This window comes from Vibrio sp. CB1-14 (assembly GCF_040412085.2).
Lineage (GTDB): Bacteria > Pseudomonadota > Gammaproteobacteria > Enterobacterales > Vibrionaceae > Vibrio > Vibrio chaetopteri.
Genome location: NZ_CP115921.1, coordinates 19,783 through 45,962, shown reverse-complemented (window position 1 = coordinate 45,962; position 26,180 = coordinate 19,783). Strand labels below are relative to the sequence as shown.

The window sequence follows — 26,180 nt, the reverse complement described above, 5'->3', positions numbered from 1 at the left end:
CATATATTTTTAATATATTGAGTCGATTTATATATGTGAAACAAAATAAGCCGATGAATAGTTATCGGCTTATTAATTTAAGTTTGAACGGCTTATGGCCCGTGTTTACTTGTTTTTTTCAATCGCAGGTGGGATCCACTCACCTGCTAAGATTGACTGCTCTGGTTCGTATAGACGCATTGTTACGCCAATAGCCCCTTTCTCTGGTGAAGGTAGCCAGTTAGAGACTTTATCCGCAGATGGACGCTTATGTTGCATGTACAGAGTAAGAGAGCCGTCTTCGTTGTAAGTAAGCTCGTTGCGGTCGCCAATCGCGTAGCGGTCAAGCTCGTTATGAACCGCAAAACCTTCTGCGTCGTACATGGTCACAGACCAGAATGCGCCCACAGGTGGAAGCTCATCTGCCTCAAAGTGAAGTTGGTAGTTTTGTTCAGCCACCATTTTATCGCCATCCGCATCCGCAATCGCTAGTGGGTAAACAGCGTCTTCTGGGTGGTTAGCACCAAGACCGATTAGGGCAATCATCGCACGTCTAACGTAGTGGTTACCGTAAACGCCCATGGTGTCTGATGGGATCAGCCAACCATTTTGTGGCGTCTCAAATTTAGGCACGTAAGATTTAATGTCGCGCTGACCTTTTGCAGCACCAGCCTCAAGTATTGCTAGTTCAGACTTAGATAGGTTGTCTAGATCCCATCCCGTGTCTGCAGAGAAACCGATATGCTCTAAACGCATCAGTTGTGAGCCATCGGTAGCGTGAGCACCGTATTTAACGATTAGGTCGCTAGCACGTTGGAAGAACTCTTTAGCATCCATTTGCGCAACTTGCTGTAGTGGCGGCGTTTTCATATCAATGTTAGGGTCGATTGGTGATTTTGGTGCCACGTAATCTGTGCCCCACTTCGAAAGTGGTGTCATCTTAAAGCCGTCTTGAATTTCACCAACCTTATCGTAATCGCGACCGTTACTTTCTGTACGTGCGATCATCCAGTTCATTGTGGTTGGAGAAACGATGCGTGTTACGCCTTCTGGAAGTTCACCTTCCCAATCTTCAGAAACGATTGCAAATGCACCACCGTCTGTACCTGATGTACGAGAACCTGGTGAAGCATAGATGTCTGTCCACATGTCGTACATAGGAAGAAGGTGGTAGTGGCCGTTAGTATCTTCAGAAGAGATGATCACAGGCTCTTCAGATACGTCATACCAACCAACAGAGTACAGCGTATCAAAGTTAGGTCGAACTACCTCTTTAAACGATGCGTCTGGGTATGCGCGGAAGTGTTTAAAGCCACCATTCACAGGAACGCCTTTGTTGAGCTGTTGCTCGCGAGTCACATCCATTAGAACGATAGGGTATGCGTAAACGTACGCTTCTGAAGCGATCTGAAGTGCTTGATCTTGAGTCACTTCAGTTGAAAATACTTGTGCGTTCGTGCCAGCGATTGCAGGGGTAGCGGCTAATGAAGCAGCACCTAACGAAAGAGTCAACGTTAAGGCCAGAGCCAATTTATTCTTCTTTAACATATTTAATCTCCGAAGATTTATTTATGATTAATAATTGGTACGGGATTAATTTATGAACTTTTCCTGAGCATTAATAGAATTAGGATCGACTTAGAGTTAGTCGAAAATCGAATAACATCCATCTAGGGCGAAATTTAGATAATACACTCCATTCCTTTCTTGTTATAACCTGTTGAAAAATAATGTAAAAGCATAATTAATATACGCTTTAATTTAATTGTTCACTCTTGGTTTATTGGATGTTTGAATGCTATTAATTCTGTGCATCAAGGTTTGGTATTGTGCATCATATTAAAACTGATAAATTGCCTTCCCAAATAACTCTTCTACTTGTAATAGGCATTTTATGTTTGGAACAAAGCGAATTAAATTAGAAAATGAACAACTAAAACAAGAGTTAGTTGATTTACAAAAGAAATACAATGCGGATGTGAGCTTCCTAGAAAATCAGCTTAAAAAATCTCAAAAGATTGCTCAATCAGTACAGGAAGAGCAACAAAACAGCAATGAAATGCTATCTGATTGTTTGAAAGGTGGAGATATGCTTGAAACTATTCAAACGAAAATGATTGAAAATGCTAAATCGATGGCTCGTGAAAACCTGGAACGTCAACAAATGGATGATATGTTTAAGCAAACACATCAAGCATTAATACGTCTAGACAATCGCGCTGTTAGTATCAGCACTCAAGTTTCTCAAAGTTTTGAGGCTGTGAATATATTAGATCACACTGTGGGAGCTATTTCGAACCTTGTATCTACCATTCAAGAGATTTCTGACCAAACCAATTTGCTTGCATTAAACGCTGCCATCGAGGCCGCACGCGCAGGAGATGCTGGACGTGGGTTTGCAGTCGTAGCAGATGAGGTAAGGACCCTTGCGGGTAAGGCAAGCAAAGCCAGTGAAAAAATTGATTCCTTGGTAAAACAAGTTTTAATCCAAGTAAGTACAATTAAAGCTTCTATTGATGAAAACCAAGTTTGTGCAGAAGAAGTTTCAGCATCTTCTGCTCAAATCAGCGCTATTGTGAATGAAGTCGTTGTAAAGTCAGAAAATATGAAGCAAGTTATTCATATTGCTTCCACCCGCGCTTTCTTAGATTCTGTGAAGCTAGACCACGTTTTGTGGAAAGTTAACACTTATCGTTTACTACAAAGTGGTGCCTTCTACGAAACGCTCAATACTCATTCAGAGTGTCGCTTAGGTCAATGGTATTATCGTGGAGATGGCAGAGTTTACAACCACCTGAGAAGTTATCAATTGCTTGAAAAGCCTCATAAAGAGGTGCATGACAATGGTCGTAAAGCACTGAATCAAGCAGCATCTGGTGATGTTGAGGGGGTAAAAGCGTCAGTTAAAGCTATGGAAGACGCAAGTGTACAAGTTGTCTTTGGAATCGATCGTTTAATGAATGAAATTATCGAAACTGAAACGATATAACATTCATTTTTACTCATTCAGCCCAACCCTGACAGCTAAAAAATTTTTGCCTCCTTACTTATCAGTTCCAGCCGAAAATAATCCAGGTTGGGTCGATCTCTTTTGTTTATCTAACCCATAAATGTCCACCAACGTTTCAGATTTGCCAGAACCTTTTGTGTGCCAGAACCTTTTGTTAGGGAATAAAAATCACCGATAACCAATTTTTAACTCTAGGTGTGCGCGTTCAGTAGATTCCGCATCGAGTGCGGAATGACGACAAATTCGGCAAATGTGCTACTAATGTCCAAAAACGTTTCAGAAAGTGATCAAACTTTAGCTTTTTATAGCCCAATGATTTCTTGAAAAGGTGCGTTTCCGATCAAAGTCTATTGTCCTCCGACATTGGGTGTGGAATAGATAATTGACCAGTGTCGTATAACTCATTGAGTAGGACACACTATTGAACAAAGAAACGCCCAAAGCTATTAGCTTTGGGCGTTTCTTTGTTCAAATACCACGATGCGCAATTTAGCGGCATTATGCGGCTTTTGTGCTTTTATAGTTGCCTAATAGAGCACGATAGAGCTCGTTATCATTGAGTACACCTAACAGCTTACCCTGTTCAGAGAGCAAAATTGGCTGCCCGCTACGGTGTTTGAGTTCAATAGCATCTCGCATGGCTATATCAGGGCTTACAACAACGACTGTAGAAGGGGAAACGTCTTCCAGCTTGTGCTGCTCGCTATCCCATTCCAACAAACTCAGGCCGGGCTGTTGAACCAATGAAAGTGAGTCTGAAGATTGTTCTACCCACACCTGCTGGCTGCAACAAACTTGTAAGCGTGAGTCTTCGCGTTTTAGCTCGCTGGTGGGTTGCATCAACGAGCGCCCCTTCAGCACGTTCAAAGGGTTGGTATGCGCGACAAAATCACGCACATAATCGTTTTCAGGATTAAGAATAATCTCTTCTGGCTTTCCATGTTGAATCAAACGACCAGATTCCATGATTGCAATGTTGTTGCCAATTTTCAGCGCTTCATCGAGGTCATGGCTGACGAACAAAATGGTTTTGTTGAGTTTTTCTTGCAGCAGGATGAGCTCGTCTTGAAGCTGGGCGCGTATCAAGGGATCAAGTGCTGAGAATGGCTCGTCCATCAATAAGATATCGGTATCCATCGCAAATGCTCTTGCGAGACCAACACGCTGCTGCATTCCGCCAGACAGTTCGTGAGGATACTTATCTTCCCATTCTGACAGACCAACCATTTCAAGTTGTTCGCGCGCTCTCATGCGGCGTTCTGATTTGCCTACACCTTGCAACTCTAAACCAAATGCCACGTTATCAAGGACAGTTAGCCAAGGCATTAAAGCAAACTTTTGAAATACCATAGATATCCGGTGAGTCCGTAAATGGCGTAAGGTGTCTTCATCACAACTAGCGAGGTCGACTTGAGCCTCGCCATTTTTGACTTCAAGGTTGCCACGAGAAATTTCGTTTAATCCATTCACAGCACGAAGCAAGCTGGATTTCCCCGAGCCTGAGAGTCCCATGAGAACGCAAATTTCCCCTTCTTTGACTGACATAGAGACATTATCAACACCGACAACTTGACCAGTTTCATCGATAATTTCTTGGCGAGACTTGCCGCTATCTAATTGATCTAGTGCCAATTGTGGTTTGTCACCAAACACGACATCGAGGTTTCGAATAGTAATCGCATCCATGATTAAGCTTCCTTTTGGTTTGGTGATTTACACAGACGATCGAGGATGATTGCCACAAGAACAATAGCCAGTCCTGCCTCAAAGCCTTGGGAGATGTTCACTGTATTCAACGCTCGAACCACAGGCTTTCCTAGGCCATCAGCACCAACAAGGGCAGCAATCACTACCATAGAAAGCGACAACATAATGCACTGAGTGACACCAGCCATTATGCTTGGCATTGCTGCGGGTAGTTCGACTTTGAATAGTAGCTTCATGCGAGTTGCACCAAACGCTTTGCCCGCTTCAACGAGTTCTTCTGGCACTTTTGTGATGCCGAGATACGTCAATCGAATTGGCGCCGCGATGGCAAAAATAATGGTAGAGATCAGCCCCGGTACGATACCAAGCCCAAATAAAACCAAGGTTGGGATCAGGTAAACGAAAGTCGGGACTGTCTGCATTAAATCGAGGATCGGTCTCAAAATGGTATACAACCAAGGACGGTGTGCGGCCATGATCCCTACAGGGACGCCAATTAATACAGAAATCGTTGTCGCGGCAAAAACCAAAACAAAGGTTTCTAGCATTTCTTGCCAGTAGCCAAGATTAAGAATGGTGAGCAGAGCACCAATAACAAATAAAACGAGTGGAATACTACGGTGCAAGTACCAAGCAAGTGCTGCGGTAATCGCAATGGGCATTGCTGGAGGCATCCACTTAAAAATATCGACAGCAAAAAGAATGATGGTCTCGAGGAAAATAGCAATCGCATCAAATAGACCCGCCGCATTAAAGGTTAACCAATCAACCCCTGCTTCCATCCATCGACCCAGTGGGATTTTGTTGTCTGTAATAAAATTCACAATACAGCCTTTGTGGTAATGATTATTCTAGCGTGTGACAAGAGGTGGGCGAGGTGCCCACCAAGCACATCATTCGTTAAGCTTTTGAGTTGATGTAGCTGTTTATTGCGCCTTGAGCGTCTTCACCAGCTAGCGTTTTCACACCTTCTAACCAGGCTTCAACTTGTTGTGGATTCGCTTTCAACCACTGCTGAGCTGCTTTCGCAGGTTTCACATTTTGGTTCAAGATCGCTTCCATCAGCTCGTTTTCCATTTCTAAGCTGAATTCCAGGTTTTTTAGCAAGTTACCGACGTTTTGGCACTCATTTAGGTAGTCTTTTCGGACGTTGGTGTAAACATTGGCTCCGCCATAGTTTGGACCAAAGAAGTCATCGCCGCCGTCTAGGTAAGCCATCTCGATATTGCTGTTCATTGGGTGTGGAGCCCAGCCAAGATAGACGATCCATTGGTTGCGGCGCACAGCACGCGTGACTTGAGACACCATACCTGCTTCACTTGATTCAACTAGGCTGAATTCCTTCAGACCAAATGCGTCACTATCGATCATTGATTGAATGAGGCGGTTGCCGTCATTGCCTGGCTCAATACCGTAGATGCGGTCTTTGAATTTGTCAGCATGCTTTGCAAGATCCGCAAAGCTTTTTACTCCAGCGTCATAAACGTATTTAGGGACCGCTAGGGTGTACTTTGCCCCTTCGAGGTTGGCACGAACGGTCTCTACTGTGCCAGCTTCACGGTATTTAGCGATATCTCCCTCCATTGTTGGCATCCAGTTGCCAAGGAAGATATCGATATCACCGTTCGCCATTGAAGAGTAGGTAACAGGGACAGACAGTAAATCCGTTTTGGTTTGGTAGCCTAAGCCTTTGAGTAGTTCAGACGTAACCGCTGTGGTGGCGGTGATATCTGTCCAACCTACGTCAGCAAAACGTACCGTTTCACATTGATTGGCATAAGCGTTCATCGCGAGGCTACTTAAAGCGAGGGTTGACAGTGTTTTTGTCATCATAGACATGGTGTTTTCCTTGTAATGGTTACTGACTTTTGAGGTTAATTTAGCTCTCTACTTGGAGCGTTAATTCTTTGTTTTTGTTGCCAATCTGGTGCGATCCAAACCAGTTGATTGGTCGATTTAAGCATTGGTTGACCCAGAATCATGTCGGCGGCACGTTCAGCCACCATGATGGTGGGCGCATTGAGATTGCCGTTTGGAATCGTTGGGAAGATGGATGAATCAACAACACGTAAACCTTGAATTCCTCTTACGCGGCAGTATTCATCCAATACCGCCATTGGGTCATCATCGGCGCCTATTTTGCAGCTGCACGAAGGGTGATAAGCGCTTTCGACATTCTCCTTCACCCACTGGTCGATAGCGGCATCACTTGCAACCTTGCTACCTGGTTGAATCTCTTCACCACGATAATCGTCCATTGCTGGCTGCATTAAGATTTCACGAGTGAGGCGAATACAGTCTCGCCAGTCTTGCTTATCTTGTTCTGTAGAGATGTAGTTAAATTCGATCTTCGGCTTGTCTTTAGGGTCGGCGGAGGTAATGGCAATGGATCCGCGACTTTGCGGTTTATTTGGGCCAACGTGAACTTGGAAGCCGTGACCATCAAAGGCAGCTTGGCCGTCATAACGCATAGCAGCAGGTAAGAAGTGATACTGGATATTCGGCCATTTCAACCCTTCGCGCGAGCGGATAAACGCACACGATTCAAAGTGATTGGTTGCCCCCAAGCCCTTGCGCGTTAAAACCCATTCAGTGCCGATGAGGCCTTTGCTAATAAGCCCAAGCTTGCTGTTAAGCGTGATAGGCTGAGAGCAATGATATTGGAAGTAGACTTCAAGGTGATCTTGCAAGTTTTCACCCACACCTGGCAGTTCGTGGGTAAGCTCAACCCCCGCTTGTTCCAATACAGCTTTCGGGCCTATGCCTGAGAGTTGCAATAGCTGGACTGAACCCACTGAGCCGGCACTTGAAATGACTTCTTGATCGGCGAACGCTTGTTTAACAGCGCCTGATTTTTCAAATTCAACGCCTATCGCTTGCTTGTTTTCAAGGAGGACTTTGTGTGCGACGACCCCCTTGATTAGCGTCAGATTAGGGCGTTTTAGTGCACGCTTTAAGTAAGCGTTGGAGGTTGAAGCTCGCACACCGCCATCAACTGTCATGTGCATTGGGCCAAAGCCCTCTTGCTGATAACCGTTGTAGTCTTGAGTTTCTGGATAGCCCGCTTCTTTACCTGCATCTATGAAGGCTTGATAAAGTGGGTTACGTTTCATGTCATTGCCATTGCACGTACCAACAGGACCACTACCACCACGGTAATTATCTTCGCCGCCAATCCAGCTTTCCGCTTTACGAAAATAGGGTAGGCAGGTTTGGTAGTTCCAGTTTTTTGCGCCGTGCTCTTCCCATTCATCAAAGTCACAAGCATGACCGCGCACATATACCATACCGTTGATGGATGAACTGCCGCCAAGTACTTTACCGCGTGGACAATGAAGCTGACGGCCATCGAGGCCTTTCTCCTGAACAGTCTCAAACTGCCAAGCATATTTCTCGGTATTCATTGGGTAAGAAAGGGCAGTGGGCATCTGGATGAAAATACTCTGATCGGAGCCACCCGCTTCAAGCAGTAGAACCTGATGTTGACCACTTTCACTTAGCCGATCCGCCAACACACAGCCGGCCGAACCCGCGCCGACGATAATATAATCGTAGCGTTGCATCATTTAATCTCTCCGTGATTTGAGTTAGGCGTAAGGGCTGGCGTAATCGCCAAGCTCTATTAAAACACTCTTGGTTTGGGTGTAGTGCTTAAGAGTTTCTGGACCATTTTCTCGGCCAATGCCTGAATGCTTGTATCCACCAACTGGCATTTCAGCAGGCGAATCTCCCCAGGTGTTGACCCAGCAAATACCCGCTTGCATCTGATGAATAACGCGGTGAGCACGAGATAGGTTTTGGGTAAACACTCCGGCTGCTAGACCGTAGTCGGTTTTGTTCGCTCGCTCAATGACTTCTTGCTCGTCTTTGAACTTAAGTACCGACATGACAGGGCCAAAGATTTCTTGCTGGACGTGCGGCATGCTGTCATCACAGTCAACAAACACGGTTGGTGCAACAAAGTTACCGCGCTCTAGGCCATTGTTAGTCACTTGATAGCCACCCGTTAGCAGTGTTGCACCACTCTCTTTTGCACTTTCAATGGCTTGTAGAACTTTGCTCAAATGGTCTTTGGAAATGAGTGCGCCAATTTGAGTGTCCATATCCATTGGGTTACCGACAACGAGCTTTTCTGTACGAACTTTTAGCTGTTCAATAAATTGCGGACAGATCGACTCATGGACAAATACACGAGTGCCATTAGTGCATACTTCGCCTTGCGTGTAGAAGTTAGCGACCATCGCAGCAGAAACCGCATTATCGAGCTTGGCGTCGTCAAATACGATCATTGGTGACTTGCCACCCAGTTCCATCGTAACTTGTTTTAGTGTCTTCGCACTGTCAGCCATCACTTGCTTGCCTGTGCCTGATTCACCAGTGAATGACACTTTGGCGATATCTGGATGAGCCGTTAGCATTTGACCAACACGGTGATCACCTTGGACAACGTTGAACACGCCATCAGGCAATCCCGCTTCAGTGAAGATTTCTGCCAATTTGAGTGCAGTAAGGGGGGTTTCTTCAGAAGGCTTGAAGATCATAGCGTTGCCTGCAGCTAGAGCCGGCGCAGACTTCCACATCGCAATTTGAATCGGGTAATTCCACGCGCCAATGCCAGCACAAATGCCTAGTGGCTCGCGGCGAGTGTAGAAAAACTGGCTTTCACTCAATGGCTGCTGTTCACCTTGCATAGCAGGCACAAGACCCGCAAAGTATTCAATAACATCCGCTCCGGTTGCAATATCAACTTCAATCGCTTCTTGAATAGGTTTGCCTGTGTCTGCCACTTCAAGTGCAGCCAGTTCGTCGTTACGTTCGCGCAGAATTGATACAGCTTTAAGCAAAATTCGGCTGCGCTCGACAGGGCTCATCGCTGACCATACGGCAAAGCCTCGCTTAGCAGACTCGACCGACTGATCAAGGTCTTGTTGGCTTGCAAGGCCGATGGTCGCTAGCGGCTCGCCATTGGCGGGGTTATAAGTAACAAAGCTTTCGCCAGACGTTGCTGACTGCGCTTTTCCATCGATAAATAGTGTTTTCATATCCATTTGAAGATCTGACTTTAGAGTTATTTTTGGGAATAGAAAGTGAGTTGTTTGTCGAGATAATCGTTGATGATCACTCGTGCTTTGTCGGCATCTATGCCTTGCGGGTTGAGCGTGCCACGAAGCCAAATACCGTCAATCAAAGCAGCGATACCATGAGCAACAATGTCTGCTTGCGGAGCATCTAAAAGTCCCTTGAGTTCAATTTTAAGGTGGGAGAGCAAGCGCTTTTCATTCACGTGCTGGAGGCGTTTTAACTTGTCGTCGTGCATTGAGTATGACCAAAACGCTAGCCAAGTTTTAGCAACTTGGTTTTCTGCCTGAAAGCCAACAAAGTTTCCATCAACAATCGCAATGATTCTCTGCTGGTGAGCCGAGCTAGATAACTGGGCAAGTTTTGATGTAATGGTCGTTGAGTGCTGACGCAGGATTTCTCGCATCGTTTCCTCAAGCAGCCCATGCTTACCACCAAAGTAATGATTGATTATTCCAGTAGAAACGCCTGCTTCTTTGCTGATTAACGCAATACTTGCCGCATGCAACCCGACGCGATCGATAACCGCCATCGTTGCTTTGACAAGTTGAGGCTTCCTGATTTCGGGCATGCCAACTTTCGGCATTTTGTATCCTTTTTATTTTTAATTGAACGGTTAGTTAAATATAGCGTAACGAAAATTTAGTTAGACCTCAAATGATTTGTGTGAAACTCATGTGAAAAACAAACCAATAGTTAACATTGATGCTACTTTTGTTGGCTTGGTAGATAGACGAATGAAATTGCAAAGACTTGATGTTTTGTTTCGTTAAAACAGAAGTTTGAGTGGTTTTGTTACTGGTTGGTGACGTCATGACAACTAGCTCTGGACGCATGCTATTCATTAATGTCACTTGATAGTGATTGAAGGCTGGTTTAGATGCCAAATTTACTGATATAAAATGTTTTGAGGTCTTATTAATTTGTGGGAGCTGGCGAGCGCAATCTGGATTTCCAAACGGGATACTGTCATACATAAAAGACCCTCGCACCACCTGTAATAGTGCGAGGGCTAAACGACATTAGGAGATCCAAAGTCAAAGCACGTGACGCTCACTTTAACTAAGGGTGTAAGTGAACATTGCTCGATAGGCAATGCTCTTATTCTTATCAAGTAGGTTTGGTTTACCTCTATCGCTTGGGGTCGAACGAGATAATGAGGGCATTCAGTCGCATTTGCGACTCAGCCGATTCTAGAAGCACGGTGTGTTCTAGAATGTCATTAATATTAATGTATTACAAATGCAATTAATGAGATGTAGATCTAGTTTTGGGGATGTCACATTATTCAATTGATCAGTTGTAGGTAACTCGTATTGATAACAGAGCAGTTGCCAAAGATGGGATAGCGTTAGGTGCAAAAAGCAGTTAGTCGATCGTTACCCCTTCTAGCTCCCTCTATGTTGAGTTTCGCAGCTAACGCGGTTGTGAATAGTGTTCTAGGGGAAGAACTTTCTTTCTCGTGGTGCGTGATTGGCGTGGATTATGTGAGCAGAGAGTGGTGTGGTTTTTAGGAGAGCGAAGGAGCCAGTGATATTGATGCTGGCTCCAGTTTAAATGTTCTAAAGAATGTCTCTTACTCTATAGTAGGACATCGCTAGCACCAATGCCGGTGTCTTAAACAGCCTCCCGCCTGGGAATGGCATATGCGGGATCTTATCAAAAATCGCGAAGCGTTCTGCGGTGGTTGCTACGCACTCAGCCATGAGTGTGCCTGCCATCCCCGTCGCTGCGATGCCGTGACCGGAAAAGCCTTGGGCAAAATAGACATTAGGTTTTAGGCGGCCAAAGTGTGGCGCGCGGTTCATGGTGATGGCGACATTACCACCCCATGCATAATCGATCTTTGCGTCGGATAGCTGAGGGAATATGTCGACCATTCGTCCGCGCATGGCTTTTTCTAGGTTGAAAGGTGCCATGCCTGAGTAGCTGACTCGTCCGCCAAATAGCATCCTGTGATCGCCAGAGCAGCGGAAATAATCTAATACGAAGTTTATGTCACAAGCAGCGATGTGATCTTTCATAAGCGCCCCGGTGACCTCTTCACCTAAAGGCTCAGTGGCACAGATATAAGTACCTACAGGCATGACTTTGTTTTCTAACTTAGTCTCCAAACCATCCATATAGGCGTTACAAGCGAGGATGACGTGATTGGCTTTTACGGTGCCGTTTTTTGTGAATAGGGTAGCAGGATCACCGTGTTCGATTTTGGTCACGGCGCTATCTTCATAAAACTCTGCGCCCGCTTGTTTGGCTGCATTAACCAATCCAAGGGTGTAATTAAGTGGATGCAGGTGACCACTGTTGCTATCGAACATTCCAGAGGTGTATTTGTCGCTCGCTATGCGGTGGCGGGTCTCTTCTTGATCCCACATTTCTAGGGATTCATATCCGTAGTTTTCAGTGAGGTCGTCATACCAAGCTTTGAGCTCTTTATCATGGCGACGTTTGACGCCCACATGCACCATGCCATCACGCCAATCACAATCAATATTGTACTTGTTGATGTTAGACTTGGTCAGCGTTAACGCTTCAACTGAAATGTCCCATAGCTTTCGTGCATCGGATTTGCCGACCATCTTTTCTAAGGTGTCTTGTTCGGATGCCCAGCCAAAGATAGCTTGACCACCGCTTCGACCAGAAGCGCCCCAGCCAACACGATTGGCTTCTAGGACAATAACTTTAAAGCCTTTGTTAGCAAGTTCTAGTGCGGCGGTGGCTCCGGTGATTCCGGAGCCAATAACACAGACGTCGGCAACATGATCTCCCATCAGTTTAGGAAAATCGAATTGCTGATTTCGCGATGCCGCGTAATAGGAGTCTGTGTGCTTCACTTTCATTTTGTATCCTTACTTTACTTGTACCACTGATATTCTAATGGTGAGACTTGCGCCGAGAAGCGAGCTTGCTCATGTTTTTTGTTTGCTAAGTAAACCTTGCAGAATTCTTCACCAAAGCTGCGCTTCATAAACTGGCTGTTAGCGAACTCATGCAGTGACATATCCCAAGAGATAGGCAGCATTGGAAGTTCTAGCAAAGAAGCGTCACCTTCTATTGGCTGTGGTGGAGTGAGTTTGTTTTCGATGCCGTCGAGAATAGACGCGAGCAACACCGCGACGGTGAGGTAGGGGTTAACATCGGCGCCAGAGAGTCGATGTTCGATACGCTTGTCTGATTGACCACTTGCGGGTACTCGTACTGCAACGGTTCGGTTATCCCAGCCCCAAGTTGCGTGCAGCGGAACAAACATATTAGGCTGAAGTCGGCGATAAGAGTTAGCGTTAGGCGCGAAGATGGCCATGCTATCTTCAAGGTGTGCCAATACGCCAGCAATGGCGTTCAGAAGAATGCTTTCATCTTCACCAAAAACATTGGCACCGGTTTCATCTCGCAGGCTGATATGCACGTGACAGCCGTTGCCCGCATACTCTGTATAAGGCTTCGCCATAAAGTTGGCATAGAAGCCATGCTTTTTCGCTACTGCTCGAACCACGCGCTTTAACAGCATGGCATGGTCGCAGGCTAACAGAACATCGTCCGTATGCTTAAGGTTGACCTCGAATTGCCCAGGTGCGTACTCGGCAGTAATGTTTTCTGCCGGGATATTTTGTTCTTCACATGTACTGATGATCTCATCCAGGAAAGCTTTGAACTCATCCAGCTCTTCTAGAGAATACACCTGTGTTTGTGTCATACGCTCGCCGCTGATTGGCATGAGTGGTGGTTGTGGGCTGCCCGCTTCGTCTGTTTCGAGATCTTGAAGATAGAACTCAAGCTCAACTGCGATACAAGGCTTGAGTCCTTTGCTAGTAAATTTCTCTAGTTGAACTTCCAGTACATGTCTTGGGTCGGCGAAGAAAGGTTGATTTGAAGTTGGCTCAAACATAGTTACGATGGCTTGGGCGCTGTTCTCTTGCCACGGCGTGGTCGTGAGTGAACTTGTTACCATTCGACAGATCCTATCACCGTCGCCTTTTTCAAAACCAAGCCCGGTTTCTTCAACTGTCTCACCACAAATATCCAGTGCGAAAACCGATGCGGGCAGACAAATACCTTGTTCTAAAACTTTGCTGAGTTGGGTGATGGGGACACGCTTGCCACGAACGACTCCATTCATATCGAACAGGATCAAATCCAAACTGGTGACATCTGGGTGCTGTTCAATAAATCGTTCAATTGTAAGCTTTTCGTGACCAAGTTGAATTGGTTCGATGTTGTCTGCGCTACTCGCAAGTTGACTCGTTCCCACTGTGGCTCCTCCACTTTTCCCAACGATTCCTTATATATCAAGCCCTAAGTTGGGCTTGACCGTGTTGGTTGCTTTTTAACCATAGACACAATGTTCAGTAAAACACAACACTAATGTATCTAAAATGTTAATCGCCATCTCAAAAGTTGCAAAATAATTAACATCATTGTTTGACATTTATACAGGTCGGTGCCAATGCTAAATGGGAGCTTATTGATAAATTCGTTGAGCGAGTAACGAAAAGAAGGATTTATGGAAACGATTAGGAAATGGATAGAAGAGAACCGTATTACTGAAGTTGAGTGTTTGATCCCGGATATCACCGGTAACGCTCGAGGCAAAATCATGCCAGCGAAAAAATTCCTTCGAGAAGGGGGCATGCGTCTTCCCGAAGTGGTTTTTTTCCAGACCGTAACCGGCGATTGGCCAGACGATGAAAGTATGATCGACCTGACCGAGAAGGACATGACACTGGAGCCCGACCAAAACACGATTCGATTTGTGCCTTGGACTAAAGAGCCTACGGCACAGGTGATTCATGACTGCTACACCGTAGAAGGAAACCCAGTCGATATCTCTCCGCGAGCGGTATTGCGTCGTGTGTTAAGTCTTTACGAGAAAGAAGGCTGGCACCCAGTTGTCGCGCCAGAGCTGGAGTTTTTCTTAGTTCAGAAAAACCTTGATTGGGATTACCCACTTGAGCCGCCAATTGGTCGCAATGGTCGCCCGGAAACAGCGAGGCAGTCATTCAGTATCGATGCGGTTAACGAGTTCGACCCTATTTTCGAAGACATGTACGACTACTGCGAAGCGCAGGGTTTGGATGTAGATACTTTAGTTCATGAGTCTGGCGCAGCGCAGATGGAGCTTAACTTTGACCACGGCGAGCCACTAGACAGAGCGGATCAAGTTTTCCTATTTAAACGTACAGTGCGTGAAGCGGCATTAAGACACGATGTTTACGCGACCTTTATGGCAAAACCAATGGAAGACGAACCGGGTAGTGCAATGCACATCCATCAAAGCTTGGTTGATGGTAAAGGCAAAAACCTATTCGCAAACGAAGATGGTTCAAACAGCGAACTGTTTTTGAATTACATCGGCGGCATGCAGAAATATACGCCAGCGGCGATTGCGTTCTTTGCTCCAAACGTGAACTCCTACCGCCGTTTGGTATTCGGTGATTCAGCACCAACCAATGTGGCTTGGGGTGAAGACAACCGTACCGTTGGCCTTCGTGTACCAGTGTCTGATCGTGATTCAAGGCGTTTAGAAAACCGCTACGCGGGCGCAGATGCTAACCCATATCTAGCAATGGCTCTGACCTTAGCGTGTGGCTACCTTGGTATGAAAGAAAAACTCACACCAACGGAAAAGAGTACAGGCGATATGACAACCGAACCATACTCGCTTCCTCACAATCTAGAAGATGCGCTTGTTCTGCTTGAGAACAGTGATGAACTACGAGAAATCTTAGGCGATCGATTTGTATCGGCTTATGTGGCAATCAAACGCAAGGAGTACAAGACCTTCTTCCAAGTCATCAGTTCTTGGGAGCGAGAATTCTTACTTTTAAACGTGTAACTAAGGCAAAGCTATCGAAAAGAGCATTAATTAAACAGCAGGAAATGGAAATTAATTTATGTCAGTACAAAACGGATCAAAATGGACAGAGCAAGACAGCGCACACTGCTTGCATCCATTTACTAACTTCAAAGCACTAAATGACAAAGGGTCACGAGTCATTACTCGTGCAGAAGGCATCTACATCTATGATGAACACGACAACAAAATCTTAGATGGAATGGCGGGGCTTTGGTGCGTGAATATGGGCTACAACTGTGAGCCTCTTATTGAAGCGGCGACGAATCAGTTAAAAGAGTTGCCTTACTACAATCTGTTTTTCCAGACTACTCATCCACCTGCTGTTGAGCTTTCGACGCTGCTTGCTGAAGTAGCACCAGAAGGGATGAATCATGTGTTCTTTACCGGGTCAGGCTCTGAGTGTAACGACACCGTTGTTCGCATGGTTCGCCACTATTGGACAAGCTTAGGTAAGCTAAACAAACAAACCATCATTAGCCGTAAGAATGCCTACCACGGCAGTACGATGGCGGGCGCAAGCCTGGGTGGTATGGCGTTTATGCATGCGCAAGGTGGTTTGCCATTGCCAAATATTACCCATATTGATCAGCCGTATCACTTCGGTGAAGGTCAAGGGATGGATGCTGACGAGTTTGGCTTGGAGCGAGCACGTCAGCTTGAAGCGAAGATCCTTGAACTTGGCGAAGAGAATGTCGCTGCATTTATCGCTGAGCCTATCCAAGGTGCTGGTGGCGTGATTATCCCACCAGACAGCTACTGGCCAGAAATTCAACGTATCTGTGATAAGTATGAAATTCTTCTGATTGCTGATGAAGTGATCTGTGGTTTCGGACGAACAGGTGAGTGGTTTGCAAGCCAAACTTACAACATCAAACCAGACCTCATGTGTATGGCAAAAGGTATTACTTCGGGCTATCTGCCACTTGGTGGTGTGATGGTGCGAGACCACGTTGCAAAGGTGTTGACGGATGCAGACACTGAGTTTGCCCACGGGTTTACCTACTCAGGTCACCCAGCTGCCTGTGCGGTTGCCATTGCCAATATCAAGGAGATGCAGAACCGCAATATCATCAACCAACTTCGCGAAGATACCGCGCCTTACTTTGCGTCACGTTGGAGTGAGCTTTTAGAGCATCCAATGGTCGGTGAAGCAAGAACCAAAGGTCTGGTTGGTGCGATTGAGCTGGTCAAAGATAAACAAACCAATGAGCGATATCACAAAGACCTCGATGTAGGGACGCGCTGTCGTGAGAACTGTTTTAACTCAGGTGTCGTTCTTCGAGCGGTAGGGGACACCATGATTTGTTCGCCACCGTTAATTATTACCCGAGACGAGATCGATGAATTCATCGAAAAAGCAAAACTCGCACTCGACAAAACACTCGCCGACGTTTCGCAGTAGCCGACGAGACTACCCAATACCTAGAAAAGCACAATAAAGGTATTAACCAAAGAGCAAACAGGAAACGGAGATCCAAATGGAGAAAGCAAAAGCATACTTTGGTGTGGCGTTAGGGATGACAATGGGGCTTACCTCAATGACATCTTTTGCTGCTGAGGAAAAAGTCCTCAACATTTACAATTGGTCAGATTACATTGCAGAAGACACCATAGCGAAGTTTGAAGCGGAAACCGGCATCAAAGTTGTGTATGACGTATTCGATTCAAACGAAGTGTTAGAAGCGAAGATCTTGTCGGGCAATACAGGTTTTGACCTTGTTGTACCGAGTAACGACTTCTTAGGTCGTCAGGCGAAAGCGGGGGCTTTCCAAAAACTCGATAAGTCTAAGCTGACCAACTATCAGAACCTTGATCCTAAACTGATGGGTATTCTTGCGGACACCGTTGATCCAGGTAACGACTATTCAGTCCCTTACCTATGGGGTACGACGGGCATCGGTTACAACGTTGAGAAAGTGAAAGCAGTACTTGGCGAAGATGCGCCTGTCGACAGCTGGGATCTCGTGTTCAAGCCAGAGAACATGGAAAAGCTCAGTAAATGTGGTGTCGGCTTCTTGAATGCGCCAACCGAAATCATGGCGGCTGCGCTGAATTATATCGGCAAGGATCCAAACAGTGCCGATCCAAATGACTACAAGAAAGACGCATTGGCGTTGCTTAAAGAAGTTCGTCCATACGTGACGTACTTCCATTCATCGCAATACATCAATGACCTAGCAAACGGTGATATCTGTGTAGCGATCGGTTGGTCTGGTGACGTTCTTCAAGCGGCTGATCGCGCTGCTGAGGCGGACAATGGTGTAGAAGTCGCGTACTCGATTCCTAAAGAGGGCGCTTTGGCTTGGTTCGACCTAATGGCGATTCCAAAGGAGGCGAAGCACCCAGAGAATGCTCACTTGTTTATCAACTATCTACTTCGTCCAGAAGTGATTGCTGAGATCAGTAACTATGTTTGGTATGCGAACCCGAACCCACCATCGCGTGAGTTTATTGACGCAGAAATTCTAGACGATCCAGGAATTTACCCAACAGAAGAAGCGCAAGCGAAGCTATATAGCTCGAAGATGTTGCCACACAAAACATCTCGTGCCATGACTCGCGCTTGGACCGACTTCCTTAAAAACTGATAAGTCAATTTTGGCGACCCAACTTGGGTCGCCCCGTTTGCTTGGAGACTACCATGACAGTGATGTCACTCGACACAGAGCTTAACCATCAACACGTTGCCCCAGTGCCACCAAAACCACTATTGGAAATTCGAGGTCTGACCAAGGATTTCGACGGTCACGTTGTCGTGGACAACATCGATCTCACCATCAATCAAGGTGAGCTATTCGCGCTATTGGGTGCTTCTGGTTGCGGTAAATCGACGCTATTGCGTGTGTTGGCAGGGTTTGAACAGCCGAGCGCCGGCCAAATTATCCTAGATGGTGAAGATCTGGCAGACATTCCGCCTTACAAACGACCAGTGAACATGATGTTCCAATCGTACGCGCTATTCCCACACATGACGGTGGAGAAGAACATCGCCTTTGGTCTGAAGCAAGACGGCATGCCAAGCAAAGAGATCGACGCGACAGTGAAGCACATGCTCGAGTTGGTACGAATGACGGATTTTGCCAAGCGTAAGCCGCATCAACTATCAGGTGGACAAAGACAACGTGTCGCGTTGGCAAGAAGTCTAGCCAAAAAACCAAAACTATTGCTACTCGATGAGCCAATGGGTGCACTGGATAAAAACCTTAGAGAAAAGATGCAGCTTGAGGTGGTCGATATCCTAGAAAGTGTCGGCGTAACCTGTGTAATGGTAACCCACGACCAAGAAGAAGCCATGACTATGGCAACCCGCATCGCCATTATGAACAAAGGGCAGTTCGTACAGATTGGTTCGCCAGAGTCGATTTACGAGCACCCGAACTCCAAATTTGCCGCGAAATTTATTGGTTCGGTCAACATCTTTGAAGGCGTGCTTGAAACCAATGAAGCCGACCATTCAACCGTTCGCACTCCCGATATGGGCAACCCTATCTCCATCAGTCACGGTATCTCTGGTGCGCCAGGTATTTCAGTGTCGATTGCTGTTAGGCCTGAGAAAATCACACTGTGCGACCCTATGAATCCGTCGCCAAATCATTGCAGTGGCATTGTTGAAGATATTGCTTACATGGGCAACCAGTCGATTTATCACGTCAGACTCGACTCCGGTAAACTGGTGACCGCAACATTGCAAAATACCAGTCGCGTTAGGAAAGGAATGCCTACATGGGAGCAAAGAGTCAATCTTTGCTGGGACAAGGAAAGTTGTGTGGTACTCAAGATATGAAGAAACCAGCCAAACTTAATATTTGGAGCATTGTACCGACACCTAAGTGTCTACTACTCGCCGTACCATACGGTTGGCTCCTACTGTTCTTTCTGCTGCCGTTTCTTATCGTATTTAAGATCAGTTTTGCAGAAGTACAGATCGCCATCCCGCCTTATTCAGAGCTACTGAGTTATGCTGAGCAACAGCTGCAATTACTGCTCAATATAGGGAACTACCAGTACCTGATTGAAGATGATCTCTATGCGTCTTCTTATATTCAGTCGATTCGTATCGCCTTTGTCTCGACGTCGTTGTGTCTTATCATTGGTTTTCCGATTGCGTGGGCAATTGTTCACTCTACGCCAAGTACTCGTAATGTGCTTTTGATGCTCATTATCCTACCTTCGTGGACGAGCTTCCTGATCCGAGTCTACGCATGGATAGGTATCCTAAAAAATAACGGACTGCTTAATAATGTCTTGCTGATGTCTGGCGTTATTGACGAGCCATTGCAAATCCTTCACACAGATACGGCTGTTTATATTGGCATTATCTACACCTACTTGCCGTTTATGGTGTTGCCGCTGTACACAGCGCTAATGCGAGTCGATTATTCGCTACTTGAAGCCGCGAGCGACTTGGGCGCTAAACCAATGACAACGCTGTTTACCGTGCTGGTTCCACTGACACGAGCGGGCATCATCGCAGGCTCTATGCTGGTGTTTATTCCAGCCGTAGGTGAATTTGTTATCCCAGAGTTGCTCGGTGGGCCCGATACCGTTCTAATCGGTAAGGTCTTGTGGCAAGAGTTCTTCAACAACCGAGACTGGCCTGTGGCATCCGCCGTCGCCATAGTGATGCTGCTTATTCTGATGCTGCCAATTCTATGGTTCCACCGCTATCAAAAACGTGAATTGGAGGCTCAAGGATGAACGACATCCCAGTTTACAACAGCAAACTTAAATGGGTGATATTGGGCGTGGGCTTTGCGTTCCTTTATCTACCAATTCTGATTCTGATCATCTACTCGTTTAACGAGAACCGCTTGGTAACGGTTTGGTCTGGATTTTCATTCAAATGGTATTTTGAGCTGCTTGAAGATGACTTATTAATGGGTGGTGTGAAGCTCAGTCTGATTATTGGGTTCCTATCGGCAAGTGCTGCTGTGGTTCTAGGCATCATTGCCGCCTTTGTCCTTAACCGGTTTGGAAAGTTCAAAGGAGAGACGGGCTTTGCGTTTATGATTACCGCGCCTTTGGTGATGCCAGAAGTGATTACTGGTTTGTCATTGTTGCTTTTGTTTATTGCAATGGGGCAGGTGTTCGATATCTTCAGCCAACGCGGCATGATGACCATCTGGATAGCCCATGTGACGTTTTGCACTGCTTATGTCACGGTAGTTGTTAGCTCACGGCTTCAAGAAGTCGACCGCTCAATTGAAGAGGCCGCGATGGACTTAGGTGCACCGCCTTGGAAGGTGTTCTTTCAAATTACGCTACCTTCTATTGCACCGGCAATTTTGGCGGGTTGGTTGCTGGCGTTTACCTTGTCTTTAGACGATCTCGTGATTGCGAGTTTTGTGTCAGGGCCAAGTGCAACGACTTTACCTATGGTGGTGTTCTCCAGCGTCAGACTTGGGGTGAGCCCTAAGATCAATGCACTGGCGACGCTCACGATACTAGCGGTTTCATGTGCCACATTTATCGCGTGGTGGTTGATGGCAAAGGCAGAAAAGCGTAGGCTGCTAGAAATGAAGATGAGTCAGCAGTAAACGGAATTAACTAGCTGATAATTAAATCAATTTGGAGAGAGATTCATGGATGTAGGGAAACAGCTAAAAACCATTCGTACAATGCGCGGCCTATCGCAGCGAGAGCTAGCAAAGCGAAGCGGTGTTACCAACTCCATGATCTCTCAAATTGAGCAAAATTTGGTGAACCCTTCAGTGGGTTCACTCAAAAAGATTCTCGACGCTATTCCAATCTCTATGGGTGAGTTCTTCACTCTAGACGTGGAACCCAAAGATGAGATCTTCTTCAATGCCGATCAAATGGCAGACTTAGGCGACGGCACCATCAAAATGCTGCTTGTCGGTGCCAAACGAGAAGGAAGAGAACTTGCTATCCTCCGCGAAATCTACCCACCCGGTTCCGACACCGGTACCGACTTCATGCAGCATGAAGGAGAGGAAGGCGGCGTTGTCATCCGTGGTGAAATCGAAATTACCGTTGGCAGTCAAACCCGTGTCCTCAAAGCTGGCGATTCTTACTACTTCGAAACTCGAAAGCCGCACCGTTTTCGTAATAGGGGTAAAGTTGAGTGTGAATTGATAAGTGCAGCGACTCCCCCGACGTTCTAATCGCGAATAATGGCGTTAAGTAGTTCAGCCTAATACCCACGAATAAGGACATTCACGTGACGGTACTCATTCTTTGTTTAATTTTTGCCTCATTTCTTCCCTACCTAGTCAAAATCCCATTGGCGATCGCGATGGCAAAAGAGGGTGGATACGACAATAACCACCCCAGAGAACAGCAATCTCGTTTAGAAGGCTTTGGTGCGCGAGCACTAGCATCACATCAGAATGCTTTTGAATCTCTATTGGTATTTGGGATAGCTATCTTACTAGCGGTAGCCACCGACACTGTGACTGAGAGCGTGCAAACACTCGCAATAGTGCATATTGTGTTTCGCGTGATTTATCACGTCCTTTATTTAATTGATAAGAGCACACTGCGTTCGATCTCATGGTTTATCGCGATAGCATGTTCGTTTGCCATTATGGGACAGTGTTTGTGAAACTACTATTTAGTACGTATAGTAATCGATGGTTTCTCCGTGCCGTGTAGCAGTGAACACTTCGTAAGGACGTTCATCTACAATTAACCATTCAGTGCGTCAATTCCTTAATCTAGATTAATATTTCCCGCCCACATTCCCTGTACTATCCCGCCTCGCTGCATTATTCCAGCAATAAGCTTAACGATACTTTGAGGGGATAGGACTTGAGCCACTTGTTCACAGAAAGCCGTATTGGCAAATTGACACTTAAGAATCGCTTTATGAGAAGCGCGACTTGGGAAAACATGGCTACGGAAGATGGTCACATGACGGATAAGTTGTATTCCATTTATAAAGAATTAGCCCAAGGTGAGGTCGGCCTGATCGTCACTGGTTATGCCAATATTGTTGAAGAAGAAAAACCCAACGCCGGTATGATGGGGATGTACAACGATTCGTTTATCCCAGAATACCAAAAGCTGACAAGTTTGGTTCACGACAACGACTCAAAAATCGTTATGCAGTTAGCGTATGGCGGAACCAAGACGACCTATAATGTCGGCGAGCGCGTTATCTTTGCACCGAGTGATGTACCTGAGATGGGGACTCAAACCCAAGGTACAGCGATGACCAAATCAGATATTGATTACATCGTTGCTGCGTTTGCGAAAGCGACATTAAGAGCCAAACAGTCGGGCTTTGATGGTGTGGAAATTCACGCAGCGCACACGTACCTTATTAACCAGTTCTTAAGCCCGTATTACAATCGTCGGGATGATGAATATGGTGGTAGTTTAGAAAACCGCATGCGTTTCTTGCTTGAGATATATCGTGAATGCCGGAATCTGGTGGGTAGTGATTTTCCGATTTTGGTTAAGCTGACTGCCACTGAGTTTTTTGACGGGGGCCTCACGTTTGAAGAGACCCGCAAAGTGTGCAAGAAGCTCGACGAAGTCGGTGTCGATGCCATTGTGATCTCTGGCAATATCCACGGAAAAGCCAATACGATGATAGGTGAAGAACATGATGGCTTTACTATTCAAGAAGAGGGCTACTTCCACGAGTATGGGCATATCGTAAGTCAGGATGTGTCGATTCCCGTTATAACGGTTGGTGGTTTAACCGACATTGGTGCCATCGAAGTACTCGCCAATACGACAGACATTCAATACTTCGCACTATCACGTCCATTACTTTCTGAACCGAAACTCATTAAGAGGTGGAAAGAGGGAGACCGAGCGCCTGTTGAGTGCGAGCGCTGCTCTAAGTGCCGTACCAAGCGTGGTAACTTCTGCGTGGTAAACAAAGATAGAAAAGCGCAACTGGCTAGGCTGTAAGCCTATCAAATAGTCAGCTACCACTTGCCCTAAATGGGTTAATGCTATTGCTTGTCGGTTTTTGTTTCGCACAACTGCTTGAGCTGTTCCCTAGTCTGCACTTTATTATTAAGTGTGTCGGTGTTTGGCTGCTATTTGGCTCTTTGTTAAAGCGCGTACTTAATTCGGCCGAAGGTATGGCTATCTTTAACTACTTTATGGCGGGGTTATTGGTGTTTTCAGTGATCCCTGCTGTAGGCGAAATCATGTCTCAACTTCAACAGATGTAACCTTGTAAACCAAAAGGTGCTCAAAGAGTTGAGCACCTAGATGATTCATGCGAAACAATGTGACGATCTAATCCAACTCAATCCATGTCGACTTCATTTCGGTGTACTTGTGCAGTGCGTGAAGAGATTTATCACGGCCATTGCCACTTTGTTTATAACCACCGAATGGCATGGTCATATCGCCACCATCCCAGTTATTGACGAACACGGTACCCGCACGGAGAGCTCGAGAGCAGCGAACCGCTGTAGAAATATCTGAAGTCCAGATTCCTGCCGCTAAGCCGTAGTCACTGTCATTGGCGAGGGTGATCGCTTCTTCGATCGAGTCGAAGGTGGTAACACAAAGAACAGGACCAAAAATTTCTTCTTGGAAGATCCTCATATCCGATGTGACGTCGGTAAACACAGCTGGCTGAATAAAGTAGCCATCTGTTTGTGTCATAGTGGGTTGACCACCAAATGCGAGCGTCGCACCTTCATTTTTACCAATGTCAATGTAGCTAAGCACGCGCTCGTACTGAGCGGCATCAACAATTGCTCCAACGCGGGTATTTTCTAGAAGCGGGTCATTAGGCTGCCAGTTCTCCATGTATTTCAATAGTAGTGCGACAAACTCGTCTTTAATCGAAGAGTGAACGAGCAAACGAGAGCCTGCAGTACACACCTCGCCTTGGTTATAGCAAATAGCGGACGCAGCGGTAGCAGCTGCTTTTTCTATGTCTTTGACATCGTAATGCACAATATGGGGACTTTTACCGCCACATTCCATAAAGGCGCGTTTGAGATTTGATTCTCCGGCAAAGGAGAGTAGTTTTTTTCCGACAGCGGTGGAGCCAGTAAAGGTGATACAATCAACATCGTTATGAAGGGCTAACGCTTGTCCCGCCTCGTGCCCAAATCCTGGGAGTACTTGGAATACGCCTGCTGGGATCCCGGCCTGTTTGGCAAGATCGGCCAAAAGGATAGCAGTCAACGGAGACTTCTCAGACGGCTTCACGATAACCGAGTTACCAGTGGCAAGTGCTGGACCAATTTTCCATGCTGCCATGACAGTTGGGAAGTTCCACGGCACTATCGCAGCCACCACACCTAGTGCTTCTCTGGTGACTAGAGCTAGTGCATCTTCAGTAACAGGAGCAACTTCATCGTACACCTTATCTATGGCTTCCGCGTTCCATTGAATGCAGCGCGCGGTTGCTGGAGCGTCATAGCCCATTGCATCCGATATTGGTTTGCCCATGTCCAGCGACTCGAGCAGCGCGAAGTCTTCTTTATGCTCATCGATCAGCTTGGCATAGTTGAGCAAAATCGCTTTTCTTTCACTAGGTGCTAAACCACTCCACACGCGACTTTCAAATGCCGCACGCGCTGCTTCAACTGCGCTATTAACATCTTGCTCACTGCAGCGAGCTACGTGGGCAAGTGAATGCCCAGTTGCTGGGTTAATAATTTCAAACGTATCGCCGGAAGCCGAATTGACAAATTCACCATTGATGAATGCCTGAGTTCGAAAACTCAATGCCTCTGCCTTGTCATGCCATGTCATGTTGTCCATAAATATCCTTCCTTAATTCCTTTGGTTAGAAGCTTGCCGGTGAGTTTGCACTGATAATGACGCAATCCACATCAGTGGTGTTTCTAAATCGGTGAGGGCGCTCACTATCAAAATAGTAGCTGTCGCCTTCGACTAAACGGGTGACTTGTTCTTCAACGGTGAGCTCAAGCTCGCCTCGCACGATAACACCACACTCTTGTCCTTCGTGACTGAGCATCTCTTGACCAGTATCGGCACCGGGAGAGAGCGTTTCTCTTAGCATGCCGATGTGGCGATCTTCGTGATAATGGCCAATTTGGCGATAGCTGATTTTACCGCGACCAATTTCTGGCTGGTCTGCACGTCGGGTGAAGAACTGCTCTGGTTGTGGCTCATCGACGGCAAAAAACTCCGCCATAGAAGAGGGGATCTTGCTGAGCAATTTACTCAGTGAAGCGACAGACGGGCTAACTGCGTTACTTTCTATTTGTGAAATAAACCCGTTGGTGACGCCTGCACGTTTTGCGAGCTCTCTTTGTGAGAGTCCCGCACGTTCTCGTAGCGCTTTGAATCTTGGTCCAATCTCCATTTCCATGAAATGAATGCTCCCTAGATGACTCGTGGTGGTTAGTAAACTAAACACAATCCTAGCGCACTAAACGCAAAAAACCAGAAAATGTTTATAATTTTATCATTGCACCGCTCAAAAGAACGTTCTATAGTCAATTTTGTTTAATATTTAATAACATTGCATTTACATTAAGCGGTATGGGTGTTTAGCGGTGTTTAGTAAAAGAAACAATTATTCATTCAACTATAAACAGTTCAACTAAGATCAGTTCAACTATGACCGTTGGGGTGCAC

General features: G+C 46.2%; 22 protein-coding genes. 11 read left to right on the top strand and 11 right to left on the bottom strand.

From position 1 onward, the window contains the following. Positions 1–105: 105 nt before the first annotated feature. Positions 106–1,527: a DUF1254 domain-containing protein gene (locus PG915_RS16315; RefSeq protein WP_353499483.1), complete on the bottom strand. Its 1,422-nt coding sequence runs from the start codon at positions 1,525–1,527 to the stop codon at positions 106–108. 346 nt (positions 1,528–1,873) lie between these two features. Here PG915_RS16315 and PG915_RS16310 point away from each other — a divergent pair, with 346 nt between their 5' ends. After that, a complete protein-coding gene (locus PG915_RS16310; protein WP_353499482.1) occupies positions 1,874–2,968 on the top strand; it encodes a methyl-accepting chemotaxis protein in 1,095 nt (364 codons plus the stop codon). 519 nt (positions 2,969–3,487) lie between these two features. Here the strand turns inward: PG915_RS16310 and choV are convergent. The 8 genes from choV to PG915_RS16270 form a co-directional block, all read right to left on the bottom strand. Then, positions 3,488–4,675, bottom strand: coding sequence for a choline ABC transporter ATP-binding protein (gene choV / locus PG915_RS16305; RefSeq protein WP_353499481.1), 1,188 nt, complete (start codon positions 4,673–4,675; stop codon positions 3,488–3,490). A gap of 2 nt (positions 4,676–4,677) precedes the next feature. After that, entirely contained in the window at positions 4,678–5,520 is an 843-nt protein-coding gene (choW, locus tag PG915_RS16300) for a choline ABC transporter permease subunit (protein ID WP_112462552.1), read from the bottom strand. 76 nt (positions 5,521–5,596) lie between these two features. After that, the gene (locus PG915_RS16295; RefSeq protein ID WP_353499480.1) at positions 5,597–6,535 is read right to left on the bottom strand and encodes a choline ABC transporter substrate-binding protein; all 939 of its coding nucleotides are present in this window, start codon (positions 6,533–6,535) and stop codon (positions 5,597–5,599) included. A 35-nt stretch (positions 6,536–6,570) separates the two neighbouring features. Further along, positions 6,571–8,262: a choline dehydrogenase gene (betA, locus tag PG915_RS16290; protein WP_353499479.1), complete on the bottom strand. Its 1,692-nt coding sequence runs from the start codon at positions 8,260–8,262 to the stop codon at positions 6,571–6,573. A 21-nt stretch (positions 8,263–8,283) separates the two neighbouring features. Beyond that, positions 8,284–9,744, bottom strand: a complete 1,461-nt coding sequence (betB, locus tag PG915_RS16285) for a betaine-aldehyde dehydrogenase (protein ID WP_353499478.1) — start codon at positions 9,742–9,744, stop codon at positions 8,284–8,286. Between the two features lie 20 nt (positions 9,745–9,764). Next, a complete protein-coding gene (betI, locus tag PG915_RS16280; RefSeq protein WP_353499477.1) occupies positions 9,765–10,361 on the bottom strand; it encodes a transcriptional regulator BetI in 597 nt (198 codons plus the stop codon). A gap of 976 nt (positions 10,362–11,337) precedes the next feature. Beyond that, complete coding sequence (locus tag PG915_RS16275; RefSeq protein ID WP_353499476.1) at positions 11,338–12,615, bottom strand: NAD(P)/FAD-dependent oxidoreductase; 1,278 nt, start codon at positions 12,613–12,615, stop codon at positions 11,338–11,340. 14 nt (positions 12,616–12,629) lie between these two features. Further along, positions 12,630–13,988, bottom strand: a complete 1,359-nt coding sequence (locus tag PG915_RS16270) for a glutamine synthetase family protein (RefSeq protein ID WP_418643005.1) — start codon at positions 13,986–13,988, stop codon at positions 12,630–12,632. A 288-nt stretch (positions 13,989–14,276) separates the two neighbouring features. Between PG915_RS16270 and PG915_RS16265 the strand changes: the two genes are divergently transcribed. From PG915_RS16265 to PG915_RS16220, 10 genes are all read left to right on the top strand, one after another. Continuing rightward, positions 14,277–15,608, top strand: coding sequence for a glutamine synthetase family protein (locus PG915_RS16265; protein WP_353499474.1), 1,332 nt, complete (start codon positions 14,277–14,279; stop codon positions 15,606–15,608). A gap of 58 nt (positions 15,609–15,666) precedes the next feature. Next, positions 15,667–17,031, top strand: coding sequence for an aspartate aminotransferase family protein (locus tag PG915_RS16260; protein WP_353499473.1), 1,365 nt, complete (start codon positions 15,667–15,669; stop codon positions 17,029–17,031). A 76-nt stretch (positions 17,032–17,107) separates the two neighbouring features. Beyond that, positions 17,108–18,217, top strand: a complete 1,110-nt coding sequence (locus tag PG915_RS16255) for an extracellular solute-binding protein (protein ID WP_353499472.1) — start codon at positions 17,108–17,110, stop codon at positions 18,215–18,217. A 53-nt stretch (positions 18,218–18,270) separates the two neighbouring features. Further along, positions 18,271–19,413, top strand: coding sequence for a putrescine ABC transporter ATP-binding subunit PotG (gene potG / locus PG915_RS16250; RefSeq protein WP_353499471.1), 1,143 nt, complete (start codon positions 18,271–18,273; stop codon positions 19,411–19,413). Continuing rightward, positions 19,410–20,327: a putrescine ABC transporter permease PotH gene (gene potH, locus PG915_RS16245; RefSeq protein WP_353499470.1), complete on the top strand. Its 918-nt coding sequence runs from the start codon at positions 19,410–19,412 to the stop codon at positions 20,325–20,327. The genes potG and potH overlap by 4 nt, the downstream gene beginning before the upstream one ends. Continuing rightward, positions 20,324–21,166 (top strand): ABC transporter permease subunit, encoded by an 843-nt coding sequence (locus PG915_RS16240; protein WP_353499469.1) that lies wholly within the window; start codon positions 20,324–20,326, stop codon positions 21,164–21,166. The genes potH and PG915_RS16240 overlap by 4 nt, the downstream gene beginning before the upstream one ends. A gap of 45 nt (positions 21,167–21,211) precedes the next feature. After that, on the top strand, positions 21,212–21,754 hold the full coding sequence (locus PG915_RS16235) for a cupin domain-containing protein (RefSeq protein WP_353499468.1): 543 nt from the start codon (positions 21,212–21,214) through the stop codon (positions 21,752–21,754). Positions 21,755–21,810: 56 nt separating this feature from the next. Continuing rightward, entirely contained in the window at positions 21,811–22,194 is a 384-nt protein-coding gene (locus PG915_RS16230) for an MAPEG family protein (RefSeq protein ID WP_353499467.1), read from the top strand. A gap of 206 nt (positions 22,195–22,400) precedes the next feature. Further along, positions 22,401–23,513 (top strand): NADH:flavin oxidoreductase, encoded by a 1,113-nt coding sequence (locus PG915_RS16225; protein WP_353499466.1) that lies wholly within the window; start codon positions 22,401–22,403, stop codon positions 23,511–23,513. 41 nt (positions 23,514–23,554) lie between these two features. Continuing rightward, positions 23,555–23,782, top strand: a complete 228-nt coding sequence (locus PG915_RS16220; RefSeq protein ID WP_353499465.1) for a hypothetical protein — start codon at positions 23,555–23,557, stop codon at positions 23,780–23,782. 67 nt (positions 23,783–23,849) lie between these two features. On the opposite strand, the gene PG915_RS16215 is transcribed toward PG915_RS16220, so the two are convergent. Both PG915_RS16215 and PG915_RS16210 read right to left on the bottom strand, forming a co-directional pair. Continuing rightward, positions 23,850–25,337 (bottom strand): aldehyde dehydrogenase, encoded by a 1,488-nt coding sequence (locus PG915_RS16215; RefSeq protein WP_353499464.1) that lies wholly within the window; start codon positions 25,335–25,337, stop codon positions 23,850–23,852. A gap of 25 nt (positions 25,338–25,362) precedes the next feature. Further along, complete coding sequence (locus tag PG915_RS16210; RefSeq protein WP_353500211.1) at positions 25,363–25,905, bottom strand: cupin domain-containing protein; 543 nt, start codon at positions 25,903–25,905, stop codon at positions 25,363–25,365. Positions 25,906–26,180 lie beyond the last annotated feature (275 nt).